The following is a 1,976-nucleotide window of genomic DNA, read 5'->3' as shown; positions in this document are numbered from 1 at the left end:
CGCCCTTATCGCCAAACTGCTCGGCGTCGGGCAGTGCCCCCGCCCCCACGGAATCCAGAACGATGATGGTGAAGTGCATGGGGAGAGGATAGCGGCTCGGACCGGCCTGCCCTGGACCTCTACCGCATCTCCCTGCCTATGGACGCGGCCTCAGTGACCGATCATCCAGGGCCGTCCTCCGCGCGTAGGACGCTTGGCCGCCTTCGACCGCTCCAAAGTGCTTACACCTGAGCCCACACTTGGTTCATGCTGGCTGCGTTCGTTGACGCCGTGGGCCAGGCGAGCGCCTGCAGAAAGCTGAGCCGTCATCGGCGGCGTAGTCCAGACCCGCCGCGCTGGGCCGTCACAGCGGGGGCAACGCTGCGGCTCATCGCGCTGGGCGATACTCAGGCGCTTTTCGAAGGTGCCGCATGGCTCACACAGGAAGTCGTAGGTGGGCACTACTGGCCCTCGTCGGGTGCAACTGGCAGGTCTACGTTGTCCGGCACCTTGACCTCTGGACCGTTACGGCTTGGCATCAGGTCGAAGTCGAAAATCTCTACCGGCAAAAACAGCGTGGCACACACGTTTGGCACGTCCACGATACCGCTGATATGCCCCTGCACCGGCGCGGTGCCCAGAATCGAGTAGGCCTGCGCTCCCGAGTAGCCGAACTTCTTGAGGTACTCAATGGCGTTGAGGCAGGCTTGACGGTAAGCGATGTGGGCGTCTAGGTAATGCTGCTGTCCTGATTCATCCACACTGATGCCCTGAAAGATCAGGTGCTTGTTGTAACGCGGCTGCATGGGGCTGGGCTGGAAAATGGGGTTTTTCATGCCGTATTTCTGCACGCCGCCCGGAATCAGGTCCACCTTGAGGTGAATCCAGCCCGCCATCTCGATGGCTCCACAGAAAGTGATTTCGCCGTCGCCCTGGCTGAAATGAAGGTCCCCTACGGAGAGGCCCGCGCCGTCCACATACACTGGGAAATAGACCTTCGAGCCGCGCGTGAGGTCCTTGATGTCGCAGTTGCCGCCGTGCTCGCGCGGGGGAACGGTTCGCGCCGCTTCTTGCGCGGCCTGCTGTGCCTGTTCTCCTTTCATGCGCCCCATGTGGGCGGTGGGGGCGTAGGGCAGGTTGGCCAGCGGCGGCACCCGGTCCGGATCTTTCTCATATAGCTCGCGTTCGCGGCGGTTCCATTCGTTCAGCAGTTCACGCGAAGGCAAGCACCCGATCAGGCCCGGATGCAAGGTGCCCGCGAAACGCACGCCGGGGATATGACGCGAGCGGGCGTAGATGCCCTCGAAGTCCCAGACCGATTTGTGGGCGTCGGGGTAGTGCTCGGTCAAGAAGCCTCCGCCATTGCTCCGTGAAAAGATGCCGTTAAAGCCCCAATTGCTCTCCGGAAAGACGCCGATATCCAGAATCTCGACCACCAGCAGATCCCCCGGCTTGGCTCCCTTCACTTCCACTGGGCCAGTGAGGTAGTGGACTTTGGTCAGGTCCACATCGCGGATGTCGGCCGCGCTGTCATCGTTCTTGATCTGCCCGCCGGTCCAGTCCATACATTCCAGAACGAACTCGTCGCCGGGTTCAACGCTGGCGATCATAGGAATGTCCGGGTGCCAGCGGTTGTGGATGGTGTCATGTTCGGCAGGCGAACGACTAAGGTCAATGTGGGCGAGGGTGGGGGCGCGCTTACCGACCAAAGAGTGTTGTGGGCGCTGCGCTTTCTCGTTCTGGGTCATGAGGGTCACCTGATCAGACTCCTGCGCCGCCGTCTGACGGGAGGAGAGGAAAACGAAGCCGACGGCACGCCACACCAGCACGAACTCCTGAAAAGCTCATCAAAAAGAACTGCGAGACTGCAGCACCAAGCTAACGCACACCACTTCCCCGGGGCAAGAGACCGGAAGGCCGGGCGCTGCCTTGCCGCCTTGCCCTCACAGACCCCTAAAATGCCCGTGCTACGCTGAAAACCGTGACTGCCTCTGCCG

The 1,976-nt window shown here is 61.8% G+C and carries 2 protein-coding genes; both read right to left on the bottom strand.

The features are described 5' to 3' along the window. Window positions 1-150 precede the first annotated feature (150 nt). The gene (locus tag Q4C89_RS15205) at window positions 151-441 is read right to left on the bottom strand and encodes an FmdB family zinc ribbon protein (protein WP_368493247.1); all 291 of its coding nucleotides are present in this window, start codon (window positions 439-441) and stop codon (window positions 151-153) included. Then, window positions 441-1,808 carry a formamidase gene (gene fmdA / locus Q4C89_RS14910; RefSeq protein ID WP_303103409.1) on the bottom strand — a complete coding sequence of 456 codons (1,368 nt, stop codon included), beginning with the start codon at window positions 1,806-1,808 and terminating at the stop codon, window positions 441-443. Before fmdA ends, Q4C89_RS15205 begins: the two co-directional genes overlap by 1 nt. Window positions 1,809-1,976 lie beyond the last annotated feature (168 nt).

Origin of the sequence: Deinococcus sp., assembly GCF_030523985.1 — a bacterium.
In the GTDB taxonomy this organism is placed as follows: domain Bacteria; phylum Deinococcota; class Deinococci; order Deinococcales; family Deinococcaceae; genus Deinococcus.
Note: the sequence above shows the minus strand (reverse complement) of the source record. Positions and strands in the feature narration are given on the sequence as shown.